Genomic DNA, 24,766 nt, shown 5'->3' with positions numbered 1-24,766 from the left:
GAGAGGGGTTCCAGGGTGAGCAGCGCATCGGTGTCGTCGCAGGGCTTCGAGGTCGTACGGGGGCGTGGTTACCGTCCCCTGCAGGTGATCGCGTACGTCGAGGCCCTCTCGAGTCGTCGTGACGCCGCCTGGGAGCGGGCCGCGCGGCTCACCGTCCTCGCCCGGGAGATGGAGGAGGAGCTGGCGCTGCTGCGGGCGCGGGTGGCGGGGCTGGCGCCGCAGACGTACGAGTCGCTCGGGGAGAGCGCGCGGCGGCTGTTCGCGCTGGCCGGGGAGGAGGCGGCGGCCGTGCGGGAGTCGGCGCGGCAGTACGCGCGGGACGTGACGGACCTGGCGGCGGACGACGCGGCCGGCGTGCGGGAGGCGGCGCAGGCGCACGCCGAGGCCGTGCGCGCCGATGCCGACGAGGGTGCCGGGGAGGTGCTGTCGGCGGCCCGCGCGCAGGCCGACCGGATCAGGGCCGAGGCCCGGGCTGAGGTGAAGGAGCGGCGCGCGCAGACGCTGGCGGTGCTGCGGGAGATGCGGGAGCGCACCTCCGGGATGCTCGCCGAGGCGGCAGGGGAGCAGGCGGAACGGCTGGACGCGGTGGCCCGGGAGGAGGCCGCGCGGGTGGCTGTGCTGGAGGCCCGGCACGCGGAGGCGGAGGAGCGTGCCGAGCGTGTGCTGGCCGAGGCGCGGCAGGTGTTCGCCGATGCGGAGGAGGTGGCGCGGCGCCGCGCGGAGGAGGCGCGGGAGCGGGCGGCGGAGCTGCTGGCCGGGGCGCGCGTCCGCGCGGAGGACGTCGCGCGGGAGACCGAGCGGGTGCTGCGCGAGCACGCCGGGAGGCGGGAGGACGTGCAGGCGCAGCTGGACCAGGTGTGTGCCGGTCTCAGTGCGCTGACGGGCCGGGCCGTGGAGTGACCCGGTGCCGGGCGCGGGGCCCTGTGCCGCGGCCGGCGGGGAGGGGCCGTTCGGGCCGCGGGGCCGGTTCAGTCCTTGAGGACCGGGAAGGTGCGCGGGGCGAGGACCAGCAGGACCAGGAACGCCAGTGCCGCCGCGCCCGCCGCGCCGAGGTAGGCGGCGTGCACGGCGTCCGCGACGGCCCGGCGGATCGCCTCGGGGACGGTGCCCGCGTCCAGGGCGCGGGTGACGGAGTCCAGGTCGTTCGCGCCGCCGAGGCGCGCGGCCAGGACGCCGTTGGCGAGCGCTCCGAAGAGGGCCGCGCCGATGGTCTGGCCGGTCTGGCGGCAGAACAGGATCGACCCGGTCGCCGTGCCGCGTTCCTCCCACCCCACCGAGGACTGCACCCCGATGATCAGGGGCAGCTGGAACAGGCCGAGGGCCGCGCCCAGCAGCAGCATCAGCAGGGTCGGCTGCCACGCCTCGCCGGGATAGGGCAGGAAGGTGAACGCCAGGAGGACGAGCGAGGCCGTGCCGATGCCGAGCATCGCGGTGCTGCGCAGGCCGATGCGGCGGTACACGTGCTGGCTGAGGGCGGCCGACACCGGCCAGGTCAGCGTCCACACGGAGAGGACGAATCCGGCGGCCGCCGGGGTGAGGCCGAGGACGGTCTGGGCGTAGGTGGGCAGGAAGAGCGTGGGGGCCACCATCAGCAGGCCCAGGGCGCCGAGGGCCAGGTTGACGGCGGCGATCGTGCGGCGGCGCCACACCCAGCCGGGGATGATCGGTTCCGCCGCGCGGCGTTCCGCCACGACCACGGCCACGAGGAGCGCGGCTCCCGCGGCGAACAGGGCGAGTGACGGGGCGGACAGCCACGGCCAGGCGACCCCGCCCTGGACGAGCGCGGTGAGGAGGACGCCGCCGCAGGCGAAGATCGCGACCGCGCCCGTCCAGTCCACGCGCGCGTGGCGGCCGTTCTCCCGCCGCGGCTCGTGGAGGTGGCGGACGATCAGCCACAGCGCCACCGCTCCGACGGGCAGGTTGACGAGGAAGATCCAGCGCCAGTCGGCGTAGGAGGCGAGCAGTCCGCCGAGGCCGGGGCCGGCCACCGCGGAGAGGGCCCACACGGTGGAGAGCCGGGCCTGGATCTTCGGGCGCTCCTCCAGTGGGTACAGGTCGGCAGCGAGGGTCTGCACGGTGCCCTGGAGGGCGCCGCCGCCCAGGCCCTGCACGATGCGGAACGCGATGAGCGCGGCCATGTTCCAGGCCGCGGCGCACAGCAGCGAGCCCAGCAGGAACAGTGCGGCGCCCGCGACGAGGACCGGTTTGCGGCCGAAGGTGTCGGAGAGCTTGCCGTAGACGGGGAGGGTGACCGTCACGGCCAGCAGGTAGCCGGAGAAGAGCCAGGAGAAGTGGGAGAAGCCGCCGAGGTCGCCGACGATCTGCGGGACGGCGGTGGACACGACGGTGGAGTCGAGTGCCGCCAGGGCCATCGCGAGCATCAGCGCGGCGACGACGGCGCCGCGCCGTCCGGCCGCGGCGTGTCGCCCGCTGTCGCGTGTCACCGGTCTGGTGCCGTCCACCCGGATTCCCTTCCTCGCGGTTGAGTGCCCCTTGCACCTGTCTGCCGCGGCACAGCTTCGCACTTGACCCTCACGTGGCGGGAGGGCGGAGCCTTGACGGGCCGACGGGTGGAGCGACCCCGAGACGGGGTCCGCCTGACGGAGGAGAGCCCTTAGGGGTACCTCCGTACTACGGGTCGGGGAGGCTTCGTACCGGCGGAGGACGAGACGGGGCGGGGGCCGCCCTTAACCTGGCTTTACGCCGCTGGGGGGCGGCGCGGTGCACCTGCGGGGGTGGGGTTTTCCCCAGTACAAGACTGCGCTGAACACCAGGGCGCGGGACCCCTGCCGGACGCCAGACTGAATCCCGTCGCACGAACACGCACGAAGCGGCCGCCGGGCACGCCGGGCGGGCGCCGGAACACCGCTTTCATCTGCTGACCGACATAGGAGACTTACCGTGACATCGGCTGTGACCATTCCCAGGCACGGGGGCGCTGGAGAAAGTACGGCCGTTGCCGCGCGGGCGCGGCAGGTCGTGAAGGCCTACGGGTCGGGCGAGACCCGTGTCGTCGCCCTCGACCACGTCGACGTGGACATCGCCCGCGGTCGGTTCACCGCGATCATGGGCCCCTCGGGGTCCGGCAAGTCCACGCTGATGCACTGCCTCGCCGGGCTCGACACCGTGACGTCCGGTCAGATCTACCTGGACGAGACCGAGATCACCGGTCTGAAGGACAAGAAGCTCACGCGGCTGCGCCGCGACCGGATCGGCTTCATCTTCCAGGCGTTCAACCTGCTGCCGACGCTGAACGCGATCGAGAACATCACGCTGCCCATGGACATCGCCGGCCGCAAGCCCGACAAGGAGTGGCTGGACCGGGTGGTGGAGACCGTCGGCCTCGCGGAGCGGCTGAAGCACCGGCCGACGCAGCTGTCCGGCGGCCAGCAGCAGCGGGTCGCGGTGGCGCGGGCGCTGGCGGCCCGGCCGGAGATCATCTTCGGTGACGAGCCGACCGGGAACCTCGACTCCCGCGCCGGCGCCGAGGTGCTCGGCTTCCTGCGCCGCTCGGTGGACGAGCTGGGCCAGACCATCGTGATGGTCACCCACGATCCCGTGGCCGCCTCCTACGCCGACCGGGTGCTGTACCTCGCCGACGGCCGCATCGTCGACGAGATGCACCAGCCGACCGCCGAGCAGGTCCTGGACCGCATGAAGGACTTCGACGCCCGGGGGCGCACGTCATGACCGTCCTGAAGACATCCCTGCGCAACTTCTTCGCGCACAAGGGGCGGATGGCGCTGTCCGCGGTGGCGGTGCTGCTGTCCGTGGCGTTCGTGTGCGGGACGCTGGTGTTCACGGACACCATGAACACGACGTTCGACAAGCTGTTCGCGGCCACCTCCTCGGACGTCACGGTCAGCTCCAAGGACGCCTCCGACAGCGGCGAGACGACCTCGGACAGCGGCAAGCCGCCGGTGATACCGGCCTCCGTCCTGGACGAGGTCAAGGGCGTGGACGGCGTGAAGTCGGCCGAGGGCACGGTGCACTCCACCTCGGTCACCGTCGTCGACGGCGACAAGGACAACCTCTCGCCGACCAGCGGCGGCCCGACCATCGTCGGCAGCTGGAACGACAACGACGCCCGCACCATGGAGATCACCTCCGGCGCCGCGCCCGAGAGCGCCGGCCAGGTCATGGTCGACGCCGACACCGCCGACAAGCACGAGCTGAAGCTCGGTGACGAGATCGCCGTCATCAGCGCGCTCGGCACGCACACCGCGAAGATCTCCGGCATCGCCGACTTCACCGTCACCAACCCCGGCGCCGCGCTGTTCTACCTGGACGTCAAGACCGCGCAGCAGACCCTGGTCGGCGAGGGCGGCGTCTACACCAACGTCAACGTCACCGCCGCGGCCGGCGTCAGCGACGCACAGCTGAAGAAGAACGTCGCGGCCGAACTCGGCGGCGACTACAAGGTGCTGACCGCAGAGGAGACCGCCGAGGCCAACCAGAAGAGCGTCGGCGAGTTCATGAACGTCATGAAGTACGCGATGCTCGGCTTCGCCGGGATCGCCTTCCTCGTCGGCATCTTCCTGATCATCAACACCTTCTCCATGCTGGTCGCCCAGCGCACCCGGGAGATCGGCCTGATGCGGGCGATCGGCTCGTCCCGCAAGCAGGTCAACCGCTCGGTGCTGGTCGAGGCGCTGCTGCTCGGCGTCTTCGGCTCGGTCCTCGGAGTGGGCGCGGGCGTCGGACTCGCGGTCGGCCTGATGAAGCTCATGGGCATGATGGGCATGGAGCTGTCCACGGACGACCTCACGGTGGCCTGGACGACCCCGGCACTCGGACTGCTCCTCGGCGTCGTCGTCACGGTCCTCGCCGCCTACCTGCCCGCCCGGCGGGCCGGGAAGATCTCCCCGATGGCCGCGCTGCGCGACGCCGGCACCCCGGCGGACGCCAAGGCCGGCTGGATACGCGGCGGGATCGGCCTGGTCCTCACCGGCGCCGGCGGCTTCGCCCTGTACCTGGCGGGCAGCGCGGACAAGGCGACGGACGGCTCGATGTGGCTGGGCCTGGGCGTGGTGCTGTCCCTGATCGGGTTCGTCGTCGTCGGCCCGGTGCTGGCGAGCGGTGTGGTGCGCGTCCTCGGCGCGGTCCTGCTGCGGGCCTTCGGCCCCGTGGGCCGCATGGCCGAGCGCAACGCCCTGCGCAACCCGCGCCGCACCGGCGCGACGGGTGCCGCGCTGATGATCGGCCTGGCGCTGGTGGCGTGCCTGTCGGTGGTCGGTTCCTCGATGGTGGCGTCCGCCACCGAAGAGCTCGACAAGACCGTCGGCACGGATTTCATCGTCCAGTCCGACACCGGCCAGCTGATCACCCCGCAGGCCGTCGAGGCCGCGAAGAAGGCGCCCGGGGTGGAGCGGGTCACCGAGTACAAGTGGACCGAGGCCGATTTCACCACGCCCGACGGCAGGACGTCGAAGGACACGGCGATCACGGCGGCCGACCCGACGTACGCGACCGACCTACGGGTCGAGACGGTCGCGGGGCAGCTCGGCGACGCCTACGAGCCCGGCTCGATGTCCGTCCACGAGGACTTCGCGAAGGACCACGGCATCAAGCTCGGCTCGAAGATCGAGGTCGCCTTCAAGGACGGTGAGACGGGCACGCTGACGGTGCGGGCGATCACCAGCAGCGAGGCCGTCATCGACGCGGGCGCGATGTACATCTCCATCGACACCCTCGCCACGTACGTCCCGGCCGACAGGATGCCGCTGGACACCCTGCTCTTCGCCTCGGCGAAGGACGGGCAGACCGACGCCGCGTACACGGCGCTGAAGGACGCGCTGCACGAATACCCGCAGTACAAGGTGCGCGACCAGACCGACTACAAGGAGGCGCTGAAGGACCAGATCGGCCAGCTGCTGAACATGATCTACGGTCTGCTGGCCCTGGCGATCGTCGTGGCGATCCTCGGTGTGGTGAACACCCTGGCCCTGTCGGTCGTGGAGCGCACCCGGGAGATCGGCCTGATGCGGGCCATCGGCCTCTCGCGCCGGCAGCTGCGGCGCATGATCCGCATGGAGTCGGTCGTGATCGCCCTCTTCGGCGCCCTGCTGGGCCTGGGACTGGGCATGGGCTGGGGCGCCACCGCCCAGCAGCTGCTCGCCCTGGAGGGCCTGAAGGTCCTCGACATCCCGTGGCCGACGATCACCGGGGTGTTCATCGGATCGGCCTTCGTGGGCCTGTTCGCCGCCCTGGTCCCGGCCTTCCGCGCCGGCCGGATGAACGTCCTGAACGCCATCGCCACCGACTAGCCACCGCACACGGGGGTTGCGGGGGTGCCACCCGGCGCCGGAAAGTCCGCCGAGGACTTTCCGGCGCCGGGCGCGTACGACCGGCCCGTCCGGCGTTCGAGGACGGTCCCCGTCCAGGGCCGGACGGGGGTCCGGGGGCGGAGCCCCCTGGACGGCTGAGCACCAGCACCGCTCACCGGTCGACGGGCGTTGTCCACAGCCCGGGCACCGGGGCGGCCCGGCGACGTACGCTGGACACCCCCGGCCCGCCGCGCGCGTCGGGCCCGACGTGTTGCACACCCCCGGACGGAAAGCGCCCCGAATGAGCCTGCACGGTCTGCTCGACGCCGTAGTCAAGGACACCGCTCTCGCGGAAGCGATCGCGGCCGCCGCGGACGGCAACCGCATGCACGTCGACCTGGTCGGCCCGCCCGCGGCCCGCCCCTTCACCGTCGCCGCCCTGGCCCGCGACACCGGCCGTCCCGTACTGGCGGTGACGGCCACGGGACGCGAGGCGGAGGACCTGGCCGCGGCCCTGCGCTCCCTGCTCCCACCCGAGGGAGTCGTGGAGTACCCCTCCTGGGAGACGCTGCCGCACGAGCGGCTCAGCCCCCGCAGCGACACCGTCGGCCGCCGCCTCGCCGTACTGCGCCGCCTGGCCCACCCCCGTGCGGACGACCCCGAGACCGGCCCGGTCTCCGTCGTCGTCGCCCCCGTGCGCTCGGTGCTCCAGCCGCAGGTCAAGGGGCTGGGCGACCTGGAGCCGGTCTCCTTGCGCACCGGCTCCAGCGCCGATCTGAACGAGACCGTCGAAGCCCTCGCCGCCGCCGCGTACGCGCGGGTGGAACTGGTCGAGAAGCGCGGCGAGTTCGCCGTGCGCGGCGGCATCCTCGACGTGTTCCCGCCCACCGAGGAACACCCCCTGCGCGTGGAGTTCTGGGGCGACGACGTCGAGGAGATCCGCTACTTCAAGGTCGCCGACCAGCGCTCCCTGGAGGTCGCCGAACACGGCCTGTGGGCCCCGCCGTGCCGCGAGCTGCTGCTCACCGAGGACGTGCGGGAACGTGCTCGGGTCCTCGCCGAGGCCCACCCGGAGCTGGGCGAACTGCTCGGCAAGATCGCCGAGGGGATCGCGGTGGAGGGCATGGAGTCCCTGGCCCCCGTCCTCGTCGACGACATGGAGCTGCTGCTGGACGTGCTGCCCAAGGGCGCGATGGCCGTCGTCTGCGACCCGGAGCGGGTGCGGACCCGGGCCGCCGACCTGGTGGCCACGAGCCAGGAGTTCCTGCAGGCGTCCTGGGCGGCCACCGCCGGCGGCGGGGAGGCGCCCATCGACGTCGGCGCGGCCTCCCTGTGGTCCATCGCGGACGTCCGCGACCGGGCCCGCGAGCTGGACATGATGTGGTGGTCGGTGTCGCCGTTCGCCGCCGACGAGGAGCTCGCCTCGGACACCCTCAAGCTCGGCATGCACGCCCCCGAGACCTACCGCGGCGACACCGCGCGGGCGCTCGCCGACACCAAGGGCTGGCTCGCCGACGGCTGGCGCACGGTGTTCGTCACCGAGGGCCACGGCCCGGCCGCCCGTACGGTCGAGGTGCTCGGCGGCGAGGGCATCGCCGCCCGCCTCGACGCGGACCTCGGCGAGATCACCCCGTCCGTCGTGCACGTCGCCTGCGGCTGCATCGACCACGGCTTCGTCGACCCGGCGCTCAAACTCGCCGTGCTCACCGAGACCGACCTGACCGGCCAGAAGGCCTCCGGCCGCGAGGGCGCCCGGATGCCGGCCCGGCGCCGCAAGACCATCGACCCGCTCACCCTGGAGCCGGGCGACCACATCGTCCACGAGCAGCACGGCGTGGGCCGCTACATCGAGATGGTGCAGCGCACCGTGCAGGGCGCCACTCGTGAGTACCTGGTCGTGGAGTACGCCCCCGCCAAGCGCGGCCAGCCCGGCGACCGGCTGTACATCCCCACCGACCAGCTGGAGCAGATCACCAAGTACGTCGGTGGCGAGGCCCCCACCCTGCACCGCCTGGGCGGCGCCGACTGGACCAAGACCAAGGCGCGCGCCAGGAAGGCCGTCAAGGAGATCGCCGCCGACCTGATCAAGCTGTACAGCGCCCGCATGGCCGCCCCCGGCCACGCCTTCGGCGCCGACTCGCCCTGGCAGCGCGAGCTGGAGGACGCCTTCCCCTACGCGGAGACCCCCGACCAGCTCACCACCATCGCCGAGGTCAAGGAGGACATGGAGAAGTCGGTCCCCATGGACCGCCTGATCTGCGGCGACGTCGGCTACGGCAAGACCGAGATCGCGGTGCGGGCCGCCTTCAAGGCCGTGCAGGACGGCAAGCAGGTCGCCGTGCTCGTCCCGACCACGCTGCTGGTGCAGCAGCACTTCGGGACGTTCAGCGAGCGGTACGCGCAGTTCCCGGTGGTCGTGAAGGCGCTGTCCCGCTTCCAGAGCGACACCGAGGCCAAGGCGGTCCTGGAAGGGTTGCGGGAGGGCTCGGTGGACGTCGTCATCGGCACCCACCGCCTGTTCTCCTCGGAGACCAAGTTCAAGGACCTGGGCCTGGTCATCGTCGACGAGGAGCAGCGCTTCGGCGTCGAGCACAAGGAGCAGCTGAAGAAGCTGCGCGCCAACGTCGACGTGCTGACCATGTCCGCCACGCCGATCCCGCGCACCCTGGAGATGGCGGTCACCGGCATCCGCGAGATGTCGACGATCACCACCCCGCCGGAGGAGCGGCACCCGGTGCTCACGTTCGTCGGGCCGTACGAGCAGAAGCAGATCGGCGCCGCGATTCGCCGCGAGCTGCTGCGCGAGGGCCAGGTCTTCTACATCCACAACCGGGTGGAGTCCATCGACCGTGCGGCGGCCCGGCTGAGGGAGATCGTGCCCGAGGCGCGCATCGCCACCGCCCACGGCCAGATGTCGGAGTCGGCGCTGGAGAAGGTCGTCGTCGACTTCTGGGAGAAGAAGTTCGACGTGCTGGTGTCGACGACGATCGTCGAGTCCGGCATCGACATCTCCAACGCCAACACCCTGATCGTCGAGCGTGGCGACAACTTCGGCCTCAGCCAGCTGCACCAGCTGCGCGGCCGGGTGGGGCGAGGCCGGGAGCGCGGGTACGCGTACTTCCTGTATCCGCCGGAGAAGCCGCTGACGGAGACCGCGCACGAGCGTCTCGCCACCATCGCCCAGCACACCGAGATGGGCGCGGGCATGTACGTGGCGATGAAGGACCTGGAGATCCGCGGCGCCGGAAACCTCCTCGGCGGCGAGCAGTCCGGCCACATCGCGGGCGTCGGCTTCGACCTGTACGTACGGATGGTGGGCGAGGCGGTCGCGGACTACCGGCGCCAGCTGGAGACCGGTGAGATCGAGGAGGAGCCGCCGCTCGAGGTGAAGATCGAGCTGCCCGTCGACGCGCACGTCCCGCACGACTACGCGCCCGGCGAGCGGCTGCGCCTCCAGGCGTACCGGGCGATCGCCTCCGCGAACTCGGAGGAGGACGTCAAGGCCGTGCGCGAGGAACTCGTCGACCGCTACGGCAAGTTGCCGGAGCCGGTGGAGAACCTGCTGCTGGTGGCGGGCCTGCGGATGCTGGCCCGCGCGTGCGGGGTCGGCGAGATCATGCTCCAGGGCAACAACATCCGCTTCGCGCCGGTGGAGTTGCGCGAGTCCCAGGAGCTGCGCCTGAAGCGCCTGTACCCCGGCACGGTCATCAAGGCGTCCGCGCACCAGGTGCTGGTCCCGCGCCCGAAGACCGCGAAGGTGGGCGGCAAGCCGCTGGTCGGACGGGACCTGCTGGGCTGGGTCGGGGAGTTCCTGACGTCGGTCCTGGGATCCTGACCCGCGGACGAGGAGCCGTCCACGGCGGGAGGCCGCCGTGGACGGCCCTGGCGGGGGCGCGACGCCTTACGGCCGGCCGGGGCGGCCGCGGTGGATGCCGAACCGGTGCTCGGCATGCTGCTGCCCGGTGTCGATCCGCTGCCTGTGCTTGCCGCCGGTCCTCTCGTTCATCTTCTTCTTCGCGGCGCCCGAGGCCTTGCCGGCCTTGTCGTGCGCCGACTTGCTGCTCTTGAACTTGTCGAGGATGCCCATGCGGGAACTCCTTCCGGAGGTGACTCGGAACCGACGATACGCGTGCTGTGCGATGAATGCCCGTGTAGTGCCGAATTGGTCTGAACCTGTCGCTCGTTACGGTGAAATCCGGCTCGACCCGCCCCCACCAGGGCAGAAATCAGATGAACGAAGGAGGGGCGCGGTGACGCGGAACAAGGGATGGGGCATACGGGCCCGGAGCGCGGGGCCCGCGGTGATCGTCGCTGCGGCTCTCCTCACCGGCTGCGAGGGTGTCCAGGACGCGGGGTCCCCGGCCGGTGACGAAAGCGGGAGCGCGGCCTTCGACGGACGCGCCGTCAGCCCGCTGGACAACCCCGACGGCACCCGGCCGGGTCTCGCGCCCGTGACCGGCGATCCGGACCGGGCCGAGGCGCGCGAGCTCATCGAGAGGGTGCCCACGAAGGGACGTGGCCCGAGGACGGGCTACGACCGGGACGAGTTCGGCTATGCGTGGATGGACACGGCGGACGGTGTGCCGCTGGCGCGGAACGGCTGTGACACGAGGAACGACGTGCTGAGACTCCACGGGCGCGACGTCGAGTTCCGCACCGGTTCCGACTGCGTGGTCGTGTCCATGGACCTGTACGACCCGTACACCGGCAAGGACGTCGCCTGGAAGAAGGCGGAGGCCGCCGAGGTGCAGATCGACCACGTCGTGCCGCTGTCCTACGCCTGGCAGATGGGCGCCGCCCGCTGGGACGAGGAGAAGCGGCAGCGGCTGGCCAACGACGTGCTGAACCTTCTGCCGGTCTCGGGCTCCGCGAACTCCGCCAAGAGGGACTCGGGGCCGGCATCGTGGCTGCCGCCCAACAAGGCGGTCCGCTGCTCGTACGCGGTGCGGTTCGCCCAGGTGGCGCTGGAGTACGACCTTCCGGTCACCGCGCCGGACCGGACCGCCATGCTGGAGCAGTGCGGGGCCTGAGCCCGCGCGGCGCGCCCCGAGCGACAGGACGGGGCCGGCCCGCTGGTGGTGCCGGCCCCGTCCGTGGTCACCGGGCGGGGGGTGCGGGGAGCTCGTGCTCCTCGAAGACGGGGGCGGGCTCGGCCTTGGCCCGGCTGCTGTCGCCGCGGAAGGCGGTGGTGGCGCTGGAGGCCGCGTAGACGCGGGTCTGGTTGGTGCCGGTGCGGTAGGAGAAGGCCCAGGTGGGTCCGGAGGCGTTGGTGTAGGTGAAGGCGGTGGGGTCGGTGGCCGCCGCTTCGTAGGTCTCCTGCTTCCAGGCGCGCCAGGTGCCGGAGCCCTGGGTCTGTTCGCCGGTGTTGTACAGGTGGCCGTCGTCGGCGCGGGCCATGATCTCGGTGATGCCGGTGAGGGGGCTGATGACGACGGAGGGGGAACCGGCGAAGGTCTTGTCGCCGACCTGGGACCAGGCGGCGGGGAAGGCGGCGCCCTCGGACGTCTGGGTGAGGCTGACGATGTGTCCGGTGGTGTCGCGGGCGAAGACGCCGAGGCGGTAGCCGGGGTAGGCGACGACGGAGGGGGCGCCGGTGATGGCCTGGTCGCCGAGGGTGGTCCAGGCGCCGACGCTGCCGTTGCTGAAGGTCGCGGTCCGCAGGGTGCCGCCCGCGTCGGTGCCGAAGAGCTGGATGCCGTCGCGTACGGTGACGGCGGTGAGCGGGCCGGCGAAGCCCTCACCGCTCAGCGGCATCCAGCCCATGAAGTCGACGTTGGCCCGCTGCTGGACGCGGTACCAGGGTTTGCCGTCGGCGTCCACCGCGAACTGCGCGAGCACCCCGGCGGTCGTCTTGGCGGTGACCGGGTGTTCGGCCATCGCACCGGCCAGGTTGATCCAGCCGCCCCAGTCGGGGCTGCTCGCGGCGTGGCGGCGCCACCAGATCTCGCTGTTGACGTTCTGCGCGGTCAGCGCCGTGCGGCCGTCCGGCTGCTCGGCGAGCTGCGGCTGTCCGGAGAAGGCTTCGTTGCCGGATACGGTCGTCCACTGCACGGAGTTGAAGTCCGTCGGGTCGGTCTGCCGGCCGTGGACCAGATACCCGATGTTGTCGGTGTAGGCGTACTCGATCTCACCGCTGGACACCTGGAGCACGCTGTTCGGCGTGAAGGACTCGGTGGGGATCTTCGGAGTGGCCGGGGTGTGGTTCGCGGCCAGGCGGCAGGCGTCCGGCGCGCCGGTCACGCTGGTGTAGCCGGACCACCACGTGCCGCTGCCGAGGAGCGCGTTGTAGGGGTCGAAGTTGCCCGCGTCCTCGCGGTAGCGGTACTGGCGGACCTCTCCGTTGGGCCTGACGCGCAGGATGGTGTCGCCGCCGAAGGAGGTGAGGTCCTCGGTGTCGCGCCAGTCCGCCCAGCTGACCGTGCGGTGCTGCTCGATCCACCGCTGGCTGGTGAAGTCGTAGCGGGAGCGGGTCAGATTGCCGGTGGCCGAGTCGACTCCGTAGACCACGCCCAGCTCGGTGGCGACGATGAAGCCGTAACGGCCCCAGCCGGAGGCGATCTTCTTGTTGCTGTCCGCGGTCCAGGTGTCGCTGGAGCTGATGTAGCGGGCGTAGCGCAGGTCGCCGTCGCCGTCGACGAACCAGAGGTTGCCGCCCCGGTCCGCGCTGATCTTGTTGCGGTTGGCGTCCAGGCGGTAACCGGTGTAGGAGTCGCTGATCTTGCGGTGGTGGACGTCCCAGGTGGAGGTCGACGAGTCGCGGTGGCTGAAGTACAGACCATCCGAGTTGATGCCGTAGAAGGTGGCTCCGTTGGCGGTCAGCACGCGCGGGTACCGGTTCCATCCGGTGTCGATGGTGCTCGCCGCGGGCAGGGCGCCGGTGGCGCCGGCCGGGTCGGTGACATTGCGCCGCAGCAGGTCTCCCGCGGTGGTGACCGAGTAGAGGGCGCCGGTCGACGTGCAGGTGATCTCGTCCGCGGCCTGGGCGGTGCCCGAGGTGGTGGTCATGGCCATGGGCAGCGCGGCGGCCGCGGTGGTGATGGCGATCGCCCGACGGCTGAGCCGTCCACGGGACAGGGGTCTCATCGGCATCCTTCCGGACTTCGTGTGGTCTGGCCGCCCCAGGGCGCGGGACGGCAGGAGGAACGGGACCGGCGAAGGTGTGGCGACGGCCCCGCGAGCGGTTCGTGGGGCCGGGGCTACTTCTCCGGCGGTACGGGGAGACGGCGCCCCTCGGGGGCCGGCGCGGACCCGGCCGCGTCGTCGCCGGTGATCGCCGCCATGCGCGTGACGTGGTCGGCGGCGTACGCGCGCGCTGTCGACATGGAGACGGCGGGGAGGGCGGCAGCCGCTGCCGCCGGCCACGCGACCAGACGAGGGCCGAGCCGTCTGCCAGATGCGGATCTCATGGACGTCCTTCCAGCTCAGTGCGGTGATTCCGAGCAGGAGGGCAGCGGTTCGACATGATCGCGCACTCCCGGCAGGGGGACGTTAGGCAGATCCCGGTTAACGCGGCAGCGGCGGGAAGGTGAACAGCTGATGCGTGTACATGACAACCCGATGGACAGTCGGTGATCGTCTGGACAGGATCTTCACGCAACTCACAGGATCCATAAGTCGATTCATGACCCACACGTGGTCCTGAGGGGGGAACTGTGCCTGGCTACCGGAGAGTCGCCCGAAGACTGCTGTCCAGCCGGCTGCGTCACAGCCGCTGGGGCATGGCCATCGGCATCCTCCTGGCGTCGGTGATCGCGGCCAGTTCCCTGGCGCTGTCCGGTACCGGCATCCCGCTCTTCCCCGGGGACCCCCAGGGCCGCTCGGCCCCCGACCAGCGGTGGGGGACCGCCGACGGCAAGGACCACCTGGTCGGCGAGAAGGACACCAACACCGAGCCGCCGCGGACCCTCCGGTCGAAGTACCCGACGACGGTGAGGAAGGGCAGTGTCGCCGCTGCCGAGAAGCAGGCCCGCAACAAGGCCGAGGTCGTCGCCTCGCCGACCACGGAGGTCACCGGCTTCGACCCCGAGCGCAGCGAGGAGCTGCCCGCCGAGCGCGACGGTTTCAGCCGTACCTACGCCAACGAGGACGGCACCCGGACCACCGAGGTGTCCCCGACGCCGGTCAACTACCGCGACGGGGAAGGGGACTGGCAGCCCATCGACACGGAGCTGCGGGCCGACGACGACGGCTGGCGCAACACCGCCGACGCGGTCGGCGTACGCATCGACCGACGGGCCGACTCCGCGCGCCTGGCCACCGTAGAACTGCCCGGCGGCCAGGTCCTGTCGTACGGCCTGAGCGGCGCGGCCGGCGTCCAGGGCCGCGCCGAGGGCGGCACCGTCACCTACGAGGGCGTCCTCCCGGACACCGATCTGACGCTGGAGTCCCAGGCCGGCGGCGTCAAGGAAACCCTCGTCCTGCACACGGCCGACGCCCCGACGACCTTCGACTTCCCCCTCGCCCTGGACGGGCTGACGGCGCGGACCGCCGACGGCGCCGTCGAACTGACCGACGCGAAGGGCCGCGTCGCCGGTGTCATCCCGGCCGGATTCATGGAGGACTCCGGGCGGGGCGGGGAGCAGGGCGCCCCCGCCCGCTCCGAGGACGTCGCCTACGACCTCGTCGAGGAGGCCGGCGGCGGCCAGACCCTGCGGATCACCGTCGACGCGGACTGGCTGCGCGATCCGGAACGGGTCTTCCCGGTCAAGGTCGACCCCTCCGTGGACACCTCGTCCGCCGAGACCAGCGTCTACGTCAAGAGCGGCGGCTCCGTCGTCGGCACCAGTGAACTCCAGGTCGGCAAGGGCGCCGACGGCGCGACCGCCACCTACCTCGGATTCCCCTCGCTCGACGAGGAACTGCGCCACCACAAGATCTTCGGCGCCCAGCTCCAGCTCACCAACTACGACTCCGCCTCCTGCAGGGCCCGCCCGGTGTCGGTCCACCCGGTCACCGAGTCCTGGTCCGCCGGCACCGGCCTCGGCTACCCCGGCCCCGCGGTCGGCGGCAGCCTCGCCTCCAAATCCTTCGCCTACGGCTACATCGCGACCGGCAAGTCCAAGTCCGCCTGCCCCGCCGCCTCGGAGCTGTTCGACCTCGGCAAGGCCGGCCGCGACCTCGTCCAGCGCTGGGTCGACGGCACCCAGGCCAACCACGGCCTGTCGGTACGGGCCTCGGCCACCGACTCCCTGGCCTGGAAGAAGTTCGCCGGGCACGGCACGGCCAATCCGCCCAAGCTGTACGTCACCCACTCGCCGTACAACGCGAGCTACTCCTTCACCCAGCCCGTCCCCGACCCGCCGGTCCTGCAGAACCAGGCCGGGCAGGTCAAGGTGGCCGTCACCAACAAGGGCGCGGGGACCTGGACGCCGGGCGCGTACTACCTGGCCTACCGGGCGTACGACAAGGACGGCAAGCTGGTCACCCAGCAGCGCGCCGCCAACCTGACCACCAACGTCGCGCACGGCGCCAGGACCACCTTCACCGCCACCATCAAGGCACTGCCGCCGGGCGCGTACATGCTGGACTTCTCCATGGTGAGGTCCGGCGGCCCGGTCTTCACGGACGAGCAGGTCGCCCCCGGCCGGCTCTCCCTCCAGGTCTTCGACATCGCTCCCGTGGTGCAGGAGCAGTACCCGCCCAACGGCTACCAGGCGCAGACGCTCAGCCCGCAGCTGTGGGCCAGTGCCGTGGACATCGACGCGCCCGCCGGGCAGACGCTCCAGTACAAGTTCGAGGTCTGTGAGCAGGGCGACGGCGACAAGCCCGTCAACTGCGTCACCTCGGCCTACCAGTCGAGCCCCGCCTACAGCGTTCCGGCGGGCCGGCTGTCCTGGAACAAGACCTACCTGTGGCGCGGCTTCGCCAAGGACGCGAGCAACGAGGTGCCCACGGCGCAGATCGCCCTGCTCACCTCGGTCCCGCAGCCGGAGATCACCTCCCGGCTGAGCGAGGGGCAGGACCTGGAGTTCGACCCGCAGGTCGGCAACTACGCGACCTCGGCGATCGACGCCTCACTGGCCGGCGTCGGCCCGGACATGACGCTGGTGCGGACCTACAACAGCCTCGACCCGCGTCGCGACCTCGCCTTCGGCACCGGCTGGACCACCCGCTACGACATCCGGCTCACCCCCGACAACGACGGCACCGGCAACGTCGTCATCCGCTACCCGGACGGCCGTGACGTCCGCTTCGGCAAGAACCCCGACGGCTCCTACGCGCCGCCGCCCGGCCGGTTCGCCAAGCTGACGCAGGACGCCACCGCCGGCACCTGGGCCCTCCAGGACAAGTCGGGCACGACGTACTCGTTCAGCAGGACCGGCCTGCTCGTCAAGATCACCGACGCCACCTCCAACGTCGTCAACTACACGTACTCCGGCGGCAAGCTCGCCAAGGCCGAGAACCCGCGCAGCAAGCGCTCCCTGACCTTCACCTGGACCGGTGACCACGTCACCCGGGTCGCCACCAACCCGGTCGACGGCGCCGCGCTGGCCTGGACGTACTCCTACACCGGTGACGTCCTGGACCGGGTCTGCGACCCCACGGGCGGCTGCACGGCCTACACCTACACCGCCGGCGGCCACTACGCGGCGGGCGTCCGTGACTCGCGTCCCGAGTCGTACTGGCGGCTCGGCGAGGAGACGGGCGCCACCTCGGCGGAGAGCGCCATCGAGGTCAACCTCGGCAAGGACCGCGGCACCTACACCGACGTCACCCTCGGCACCACGGGCGCGGCCGCCGGCGACCCCTCCACCGCCGCCACCTTCAACGGCACCACCTCCCGGGTCACCCTGCCCGGCGGCGCCCTGAAGGCGAGCCGGGACGCGGCCGTCGAGGTCTGGTTCAAGACCATCCCCGGCGGCACCGGCGGCCCGCTGATCGGCTACCAGGACAAGGCGTGGGGCACCGCCCCCGGCACCGGCGTGCCCACCCTGTACGTCGGCACCGACGGCAAGCTGCGCGGTCAGTTCTGGGACGGCACCGCCCACCCCATGACCGCCACCACCACCAACGTCAACGACGGCAGGTGGCACCACGCCGTGCTCTCCGTCTCCGGCGCCACCCAGACCCTCTACCTGGACGGCAAGCAGGCCGCCACCCTGGCCGGCGGCCAGATCCAGGCGCAGAACCTCACCCACAACCAGATCGGCGCGGCCCGGCCCAGTTCCCCGGCGAGCTGGCCCGGCTGGGGCGCGGCCCAGGCCCGTTCCTTCGCGGGCTCGATCGACGAGGTCGCCGTCTACCACCACCCGCTGGGCTCCCAGGCCGTCTCCGCCCACTACGCCCTGGGCACCGAGGCCGCCGACCTGCTCACCAGGACCACGCTGCCCAGCGGCCGGACCGCTGCCGAGGTCTCCTACGACATCGCCCGCGACCGGGTCAGCGAGTACACCGACGCCAACGGCGGCACCTGGGCGGTGGGCGCCCCCGCCGTCTTCGGCGACGAGGACGACCTGCGCCGCACCGTCGAGGTGCACGACCCGGTCGGCCAGCCGTACTTCTACGAGTACGACGGCATGACCTCCCAGCTGCTGCGCTACGGCGAACCCCTGGGCCTGGGCACGCGCGAGTACGACGAGACCCCCGAGCCGTCCCCGTCCACCTCCGCCCCGACGGAGGTGTGCTCGGAGCCCGACCCCGGCGACCCGATGTTCTGCACCACCCCGCCGGGCGACGACGACGGCAGCCCCGACTTCATCCGGCACCCCGTCGACGGTGTCGCGATCCGCAGCTACACCTACGACGACCGCGGCTACCAGACCGTCGTCACCAGCGAGACCGGCGACACCGTCACCCTCGGCTACGACGACCGGGGCAACGTCAACAGCCGGACCACCTGCCGGGCCAAGGGTGACTGCCACACCTCGTACACCACCTACCCGGCGGGCCTGGACGAGCTGGACCTGCGCGTCGACCTGCCCACCGAGACCCGCGACGCCCGCTCCACCAGCGCCACCGACGACCGCTACCTGACGACGTACAAGTACGACGCCAACGGCAACCTGCTCACCCAGAAGAACCCCGACGGCGGCTCGGTCGTCAACACCTACACCACCGGTGTGGAACCGGCCCGCGACGGCGGCAACACCCCCACCGGGCTGCTGAAGACCAGCACCGACCCGCGCGGCGCCGTCACCCGCTACGCCTACTACAACAGCGGCGACATCGCCGAGGTCACCGAGCCGTCCGGCCTCGTCACCCGCTACACCTACGACGCGATCGGCCGGCGGATCAGCGAGACCGAGATCTCCGACAGCCGGCCGGACGGGGTCACCACCACCTACCGGTACGACAAGCTGTCCCGCCTGATCTCCTCCACGGATCCGCAGGTCGGCGACGCCGTCACCGGGGCGCAGCACCAGCAGCGCACCACGACGACGTACGACCCCGACGGCGTGGTGACGGCCACCGAGATCGACGACGTCGTCGGCGCGGACCTGCCGCGTTCGATGACGTACGAACTCGACGACCACGGCCGCCCGGTGCGCGTCACCGACGCCGAGGGCAACGAGACCTCCTACGGCTACGACCCGTTCGGCAACCAGACCTTCATGGTCGACGGCAACGGCAACCGCTTCGAGTACGCCTACACCGCGCGCAACATGATCGCCGAGGTGCGCCTGGTCGACTGGGACGGCGACCCCGAGGACGCGGACGGTTCCGGCGAGGACCTGGTCCTGCAGTCCTACGCGTACGACATGGCCGGCCGCCTCGCCCAGCACACCGACGCCATGGGCCGCACCCTGGAATACCGGTACTACGGCGACGACCTGGTCAAGTCCATCACCCTGAAGGGGTTCCGCAACGCCGACGGCACCACCCGCGACATCGTCGTGGAGGCCAACGAGTACGACGGCGCCGGCAACGTCACCAAGGAGACCACCGACAACGGGCGGACGGTCACCAGGACCACCTACGACGCCGTCGGCCGGGTCGCCTCCACCGTGACCGACCCCGACGGCCTGGCCCGCTCCACCACCTACACCTACGACCGGGCCGGCAACGTCACCACGACGAGGAACAGCGGCAACCCGTCCCACGTGCCGTGGCCGGTGAGCGCCACCCCCGAGCAGGTCGACTACGTCTACGACCTCGCGGGCAACGCCACCAAGGAGATCACCCACAACGGCTCCGAGACGCTGACCACGACGTACGCCTACGACCAGCGCGGGCTGACGAAGAGCGTGACCGATCCCGCCGGGAACGTCACCGACTACGGCTACGACGCGCTGGGCCGCCAGATCTCCACGCTGGCCCCCGAGGTCGACACCGAGCGGAACGGCGGTGCCGTCCAGCGCACGCGTCCGCTGACCGTCGTCGGCCTGGACACCTACGGCGCCGCCACCTCCGTCCAGGACCCGCTGGGCAACGTCACCCGCACCGAGTACGACCGGCTGGGCCGGCGGATCAGCACCACGGGCGCCGCGTACACCGCGCCCGGCACGAGCACGCCCGTCACCCCCACCGCCCAGTACCGCTACGACGCGCTCGGCAACCTGGTCGAGGCGACCGACCCCCTCGACCAGGTCACCCGCTACAGCTACGACCGGCTGAACCGGGTCACCGTCCGCGACGAACCCACCGGCACCGGCGACGACCGCGCCCGGTGGACGTACACCTACACCCGCACCGGCGAGGTCCTCTCCGTCACCGGACCCACCGGCGCCCGCGCCGAGACGACCTACGACGACCTGGACCGCCCGGTCACCCGGACGCAGATCGACCGCAAGCCGTACCAGGACGCGTTCACCACCCGCTACGCCTACGACGACGCGGGCAACGTCACCGAGCAGACCGACCCCAGCGGTGCGAAGACGTCGTTCACCTACGACAGCCTCGGCCAGCTCACCCGCCTGACCGAGCCCAGCGGAACGGTCACCGAGTTCGGCTACGACCTGGCCGGCCGCGAGGTCCGCCGCTCCGACGGTCTCGGCCGCACCTCGTCGCTCCTCTACGACCAGGCCGGACGCCTCGTCTCCGAGTCCGACCTCGCCCCGGACAACAACTCCCTCCGGACCATCGGCTACGACTACGACGACGCGGGCAACCTCACCGCGTCGACCGACCCCCTCGGTCACACCACCCGCTACGCCTACGACGGGCTGGGCCGCCTGACCCGGCAGACCGAGCCGGTCACCGACACCGAGTCCATCACCACGTCCTTCGGCTACGACGCGGCAGGCAACCGCACCCGCTACACCGACGGCCGCGGCAACTCCACCTACTACACCTTCAACACCCTCGGACTCGCCGAGTCGGTGATCGAACCGGCCACCGAGACCGACCCGGCCGCCGCCGACCGCACCTGGACCACGGCCTACGACGCGGCGGGCCAGGCGGTACGGGCGACCGCCCCCGGCGGCGTCACACGGAACCGCGTCTACGACCACACCGGCCGGCTGATCGAGGAGACCGGCACCGGCGCCGAGACCGCCACCGCCGACCGCACCTACGGCTACGACGCGGCGGGCCGCCTGACCTCCGCCGGCACCCCCGACGGCGACAACACCTACACCTACAACGACCGCGGCCTGCTGCTGTCGGCGGAGGGCCCGTCCGGCGAGGCGAGCTACGAGTACGACGACGACGGCCTGCTGACCAGCCGCACCGACGACGCCGGCACATCGCTGTTCGCCTACACCAAGCAGCGGCTGTCCACCGCCAGGGACCCCCTGACCGGTACCAGCCAGAGCTACGCCTACGACACCTCCGGCATGCTCCGCCAGGTCTCCTACGGCGCCGGACAGAGCCGTACCTACGGCTACGACGACCTGGGCCGCATCGACACCGACACCCTGACCAACAGCGCCGGCCGGGCCGTCACCTCGATCGACTACGGCTACGACGACAACGACCACCTGACCTCGAAGAAGGTCACCGGAAGCAACGCGGCCGACAACACCTACGGCTACGACCAGGCCGGCCGCCTCACCTCCTGGACCGCCGACGGCGACACCACCGAGTACGCCTGGGACGCCTCCGGCAACCGCACCCGGGAGGGCGACAAGACCGCCGTCTACGACGAGCGCAACCGCGTCCGGTCCGACGGCGACTACACCTACACGTACACCGCGCGCGGCACCCTGGCCTCCCGCACCAGCTCCGGGCTGACCGAGGACTTCGCCTTCGACGCCTTCGACCGGCTCCTGCGGGCCGGAGACGTCTCCTACGACTACGACTCCCTGAACCGCGTCGACTCCCGCAACGGCACCGACTTCTCCTACGCGGGCCTCAGCCCCGACCCGGTCGGCGACGGCGCCTCCTCCTACGGCCGCGGCCCGATGGACGAGCTGATGTCGGTGTCGGAGAACGGCACGGCGCAGCTCGTGCTGACCGACTCCCACGGCGACGTGGTGGGCGACTTCGACGCGACCGACGGCGACCTGACGGAACTGGCGGGCTCCACGACGTACAGCCCGTTCGGCGAGGAGCTGGCGGACGAGGACACCAGCTCCGGAGTCTCCGGCGAGCTCGGCTACCAGGGCGACTACACGGACCCCGACACCGACCAGGTGAACATGGGCGCCCGCTGGTACAACCCCGGCACCGGCACCTTCGACTCCCGCGACTCGGTGAACTACGCGGGCGGCGCCTCCATCCTGGCCAACCGCTACACCTACGGCGCCGGCGCGCCGCTGGACTACGTCGACCCCGACGGCCACTGGCCGAGCTGCGGCTGGTGCAAGAAGGTCGCCTCCGGGGTGAAGAAGGTCGGCAGCGCCATCAAGAGCGGCGTCAAGAAGGTCGCCTCCGGGGTCAAGAAGGTCGTCAAGAAGACGTGGCGGGCCGCGGTCTCCGCGGTGAAGGCCGTGGGCCGGGTGATCAGCAACGCGGCCAAGTGGGTCTACAACAAGGCCAAGTCGGCCGTCCGCTGGGTCGCGCAGAAGGTGTCCTCGGCGGTCAGCTGGGTGGCGAGCAAGGCGACGTCGGCGGCGAAATCGGCGGTGGCGTGGGCCCGCGAGAAAGCGGCGGCGGTCAAGCGTGCCGCGGTGGCCCGCGCGAAGGAGGTCACCAGGAAGGCCAAGGCGGCCGTCTCCTACGCCATCAAGCACAGCCCGCTCCCGGAGATAGCGGCGGCGGTGAAACCGCTGATATCGGTGACGAAGGACATCGTCTCCGCGGCGGCGAACCTGCCCGCGGCGGTGGTGGACACCGCCCGCAACGTCATCGCGGACGCGGCGCAGGCCGCGGCCGATCTACGGGACGCGGTGGTCGCGGCGGCCGGTGAGGTCGTGGAGACGGTCTCCCACGCGGTCCAGGCCGCGACGGAGTTCGCCCGCGCGGCCGCCCCGATGATCCGGGACGGTCTGAAGGCCGGCCTGGAGTTCGCGGCCGAGGTCTCCGGCTTCAACGACTTCAAGAACTGCCTCACCAAGGGTGACATGGAGGCCTGCGCCTGGGCGGCGGCCACGGTGGCCGGTGTCGCCCTGGGCGGCGTGGGAGCCGGCGTGGTCCGCGCGGCCAAGGCGGGCCGGATGGCGACCAGCGCGGCGAAGTACGCGGACGACATCTCCGCGGCCGCCGACAAGCTGGACACGGCGGTGGAGTACACGTCCTGCGTCGCGGACGGAGCCAGCCTGCTGGCCTCGGCCAACAGCTTCACCGAAGGCACGTTGGTCCTGATGGCGGACGGCAGCCGCGAACCCATCGAGGACGTGGACGTCGGCGACGAGGTGCAGGCCACCGACCCGACGACGGGCGAGACCTCGTCCGAGAAGGTCACCGGCACGATCACCGGCGAGGGTGAGAAACACCTGGTCGACCTGACGATCGACACGGACGGCGCCGCAGGCGACGCGACGGCCGTCCTGACGGCGACGGAGGGCCACCCCTTCTGGGTCCCGGACCTGAGGGAATGGCTGGACGCCGGCGACCTGAAGCCGGGCCAGTGGCTGAGCACGGGCTCGGGCACGAAGGTCCAACTGACGGCGGTCCGGGCGTGGACCCAGAGCACGACGGTCCACAACCTGACGGTGGACCGGGCCCACACGTACCATGTGCTGGCGGGGGCCACACCGGTCCTGGTTCACAACTGCAATTCATCTCTTTCGGATCTTCCGATCCACGAGAGGCCGACGCGCTTTTACGCAAAGGCCAGTGAAATGCTAGATCGAATCCCCGGAAACCCGGCAACCCGCGAGCAAATGTATGGCAGTGCAGACGCAGGGCATGGCGGTGTGACATCTCTGTCCAATGAGGATCTCATTCGCTTCGGTGGACCGAATGGGCGTGAGCCCATTACCGGGTACCGGGAGTTCGCCCCGGAAGATGACATAAACCTTCCCGGGTCCCGACTGAGTATCGTCGACGGGAATAACAGGACCGAGGAGATAAGAAACCGTGTTTTGGATGGGCGGATGCATCCGGACACTCTCATTGAAATAATGATCGGAGGAAGTTAGTGGAGGCGTGGGCAGTTCGACTGGACTCACCTGTGCACTTTACTGCCTATGTCCTACGTGGGGACGCGGAAGTGTCCGCCAGGACCTGGGTCTGCCTCAGGGCTGCCGATTCCCTGCCTCCTGTCTCTTGGCTAGGTAGTTGGAGTTGCACCGCTGGCGCCGATGTGGATCAGGTGCGCCAGCTGCTGGAAGTCATCAGAGTATCGATTGGAGAACCGGTTGCGGTCGGTCCTTACGGGCCAATCGTCAAGGCCCCGGTTTACTTCGACCCATGGGAGTCTTGGGGCGGAGGCACGCCGCGTCCCCTTCTCGGGTTTCGGCCATGGGGAACTGATTTGCGAATCCGAGAAATCGATGCTGCATCCCTCGATTTTTCGAGTGGTGGCGTGAAGATTGAGATTTGACGGTTCCGGCGAAATGATCCCGTATATCTAGGAATCACTACTGCCCTGCAGAAGCAATCTTCTGCAGGGCAGTAGTAGCCTCGGAGAGGGCTTGGCGACAATAATGGCAACGCCGGCGGCAATGCGGACGCACAACGCGGGACTTCCATGCGCCCCCCATGGGTAGGTTGGAATTCGCTGACCAGCGCAAATGCAGGTGACGCCCGACCGGTGCGCAGATCACCGGAGAGGGCGAGAAGCACCCGGTCGACCTGACGATCGACACGGACGGCGCCGCAGGCGACGCGACCGCCGTCCTGACGGCGACGGAGGGCCACCCCTTCTGGGTCCCGGACCTGTCCGCGGATCGGTCCGGCTCGTCGACACCCCCGAACTGCTCGCGGCGGAGCTGGTCTTCCACGCCGTACGACATACCGAGGGGCTCGCTGTCCTTCGGCTGCGCTGGGCCGACGGGGTGCCGCGGATCGGGATGTGGGACACCGATTCCGAGTCGTCCTCGGTGCCCGGCCGGGCCTTCGACGAGTTGGAGGGCGGGCAAGGGCTGACCCCGGTGCGGGCCTGCGCCGGTCCGTGGGGTCGGCAGCCGCCGGCTGAAGGGAGTAACCGGGGTGAGTCGGTGTGGTGCGAGCCGGCGGTGGCCTGACGTCCTTGTCAGTCGTTTCATCGACAATTCAGCGGATCCGCACAGCGAAAC

The 24,766-nt window shown here is 71.0% G+C and carries 10 protein-coding genes; 6 read left to right on the top strand and 4 right to left on the bottom strand.

Features of this window, described 5'->3' with window-relative positions; translation table 11 throughout:
- Positions 1-15: 15 nt before the first annotated feature.
- On the top strand, positions 16-900 hold the full coding sequence (locus ACZ8ZB_RS14095; RefSeq protein ID WP_470738064.1) for a cellulose-binding protein: 885 nt from the start codon (positions 16-18) through the stop codon (positions 898-900).
- Positions 901-968: 68 nt separating this feature from the next.
- Here ACZ8ZB_RS14095 and ACZ8ZB_RS14090 read toward each other — a convergent pair whose 3' ends face one another.
- On the bottom strand, positions 969-2,462 hold the full coding sequence (locus tag ACZ8ZB_RS14090) for an MFS transporter (protein WP_470738063.1): 1,494 nt from the start codon (positions 2,460-2,462) through the stop codon (positions 969-971).
- A 439-nt stretch (positions 2,463-2,901) separates the two neighbouring features.
- Between ACZ8ZB_RS14090 and ACZ8ZB_RS14085 the strand changes: the two genes are divergently transcribed.
- The 3 genes from ACZ8ZB_RS14085 to mfd all read left to right on the top strand — a co-directional run bounded on the left by ACZ8ZB_RS14085 (position 2,902) and on the right by mfd (position 10,101).
- Entirely contained in the window at positions 2,902-3,690 is a 789-nt protein-coding gene (locus tag ACZ8ZB_RS14085; protein WP_470738062.1) for an ABC transporter ATP-binding protein, read from the top strand.
- A complete protein-coding gene (locus ACZ8ZB_RS14080; protein WP_470738061.1) occupies positions 3,687-6,266 on the top strand; it encodes an ABC transporter permease in 2,580 nt (859 codons plus the stop codon). Before ACZ8ZB_RS14085 ends, ACZ8ZB_RS14080 begins: the two co-directional genes overlap by 4 nt.
- Before the next feature lie 301 nt (positions 6,267-6,567).
- On the top strand, positions 6,568-10,101 hold the full coding sequence (gene mfd / locus ACZ8ZB_RS14075; protein WP_470738060.1) for a transcription-repair coupling factor: 3,534 nt from the start codon (positions 6,568-6,570) through the stop codon (positions 10,099-10,101).
- A gap of 66 nt (positions 10,102-10,167) precedes the next feature.
- Here mfd and ACZ8ZB_RS14070 read toward each other — a convergent pair whose 3' ends face one another.
- Positions 10,168-10,353, bottom strand: coding sequence for an Rv0909 family putative TA system antitoxin (locus tag ACZ8ZB_RS14070; protein ID WP_470738059.1), 186 nt, complete (start codon positions 10,351-10,353; stop codon positions 10,168-10,170).
- 163 nt (positions 10,354-10,516) lie between these two features.
- Here ACZ8ZB_RS14070 and ACZ8ZB_RS14065 point away from each other — a divergent pair, with 163 nt between their 5' ends.
- Positions 10,517-11,296: an HNH endonuclease family protein gene (locus tag ACZ8ZB_RS14065; protein WP_470738058.1), complete on the top strand. Its 780-nt coding sequence runs from the start codon at positions 10,517-10,519 to the stop codon at positions 11,294-11,296.
- Positions 11,297-11,363: 67 nt separating this feature from the next.
- On the opposite strand, the gene ACZ8ZB_RS14060 is transcribed toward ACZ8ZB_RS14065, so the two are convergent.
- On the bottom strand, positions 11,364-13,349 hold the full coding sequence (locus tag ACZ8ZB_RS14060) for a tachylectin-related carbohydrate-binding protein (protein WP_470738057.1): 1,986 nt from the start codon (positions 13,347-13,349) through the stop codon (positions 11,364-11,366).
- Positions 13,350-13,462: 113 nt separating this feature from the next.
- On the bottom strand, positions 13,463-13,672 hold the full coding sequence (locus ACZ8ZB_RS14055; RefSeq protein WP_470738056.1) for a hypothetical protein: 210 nt from the start codon (positions 13,670-13,672) through the stop codon (positions 13,463-13,465).
- 246 nt (positions 13,673-13,918) lie between these two features.
- Between ACZ8ZB_RS14055 and ACZ8ZB_RS14050 the strand changes: the two genes are divergently transcribed.
- Positions 13,919-23,668, top strand: coding sequence for a LamG-like jellyroll fold domain-containing protein (locus ACZ8ZB_RS14050; RefSeq protein ID WP_470738055.1), 9,750 nt, complete (start codon positions 13,919-13,921; stop codon positions 23,666-23,668).
- Positions 23,669-24,766 lie beyond the last annotated feature (1,098 nt).

This window comes from Streptomyces sp. 12E, assembly GCF_055633275.1.
This window is presented reverse-complemented; position numbering and strand designations above follow the sequence as displayed.

Bases quoted from the DNA above. Each gene is read 5' to 3' on its own strand.
- mfd (WP_470738060.1), top strand. From the start codon at position 6,568: ATGAGCCTGCACGGTCTGCTCGACGCCGTAGTCAAGGACACCGCTCTC.
- ACZ8ZB_RS14055 (WP_470738056.1), bottom strand. From the start codon at position 13,672: ATGAGATCCGCATCTGGCAGACGGCTCGGCCCTCGTCTGGTCGCGTGG.
- ACZ8ZB_RS14070 (WP_470738059.1), bottom strand. From the start codon at position 10,353: ATGGGCATCCTCGACAAGTTCAAGAGCAGCAAGTCGGCGCACGACAAG.
- ACZ8ZB_RS14080 (WP_470738061.1), top strand. From the start codon at position 3,687: ATGACCGTCCTGAAGACATCCCTGCGCAACTTCTTCGCGCACAAGGGG.
- ACZ8ZB_RS14060 (WP_470738057.1), bottom strand. From the start codon at position 13,349: ATGAGACCCCTGTCCCGTGGACGGCTCAGCCGTCGGGCGATCGCCATC.